At 80.9% G+C, this 587-nt stretch carries 1 protein-coding gene; it reads right to left on the bottom strand.

Going from position 1 to position 587, the window contains the following annotated elements; genetic code table 11:
* Positions 1-587: helix-hairpin-helix domain-containing protein (locus tag B7P34_RS36110; RefSeq protein ID WP_286157550.1), on the bottom strand; the 587-nt coding region annotated here is incomplete at both ends.

The following is a 587-nucleotide window of genomic DNA, read 5'->3' as shown; positions in this document are numbered from 1 at the left end:
GCGCCCGCCGCGGCGCGGACCAGCTCCGCGGCGGAGGGCGTGGGCGCGGCGGCCGCCGCGCCCTCCCACGCGCCGTCGCCGGCCGTGAACGTGCTGATCAGCCGGGCCAGGCCGTCGGCGAGGCTCTCCTCGGCCATGGCGTAGCGGTCGAGGCCCAGGAGCAGGCGCACCGGGACCTCCTCGTCCTCGCCCTGGGGCGCGGCCGCGCCGGGCGCGGGCTCCACGGCCTCCTGGAACACCAGGACCGTGCCCTCGGCGATGGCGGACTGCAGGGCCTCGTCCGGATCCGGGACGGCGTGCCGGGCGAGGGCCGCGCTCAGCGCCGGTGCCTCCAGGACCGTGTGGCCTTCGAGTGCGGCGCGCTCCAGCAGCCAGCCGGTCAGGGCCCGGGCCCGGCGCTCGTCCCCGGGGCCGGCCTCCGGGCCCAGCAGGGCCCGCGCGAAGCCGTCCGCCTGCTCGGGCCGTACGCCCGGGACGGCCAGCAGCCGCCACGGGTCCTCCTGGAGGGACTCGGCGGCCTGCTCGCCCAGGGCCTCGGCGGCGGGGACCGCGAGCTGCTCGGGCGCGCCGCCCGCGGCGAGGACCTG

This window comes from Streptosporangium nondiastaticum, assembly GCF_003011965.1.
In the GTDB taxonomy this organism is placed as follows: Bacteria; Actinomycetota; Actinomycetes; order Streptomycetales; family Streptomycetaceae; genus Streptomyces; species Streptomyces nondiastaticus.
Note: the sequence above shows the minus strand (reverse complement) of the source record. Positions and strands in the feature narration are given on the sequence as shown.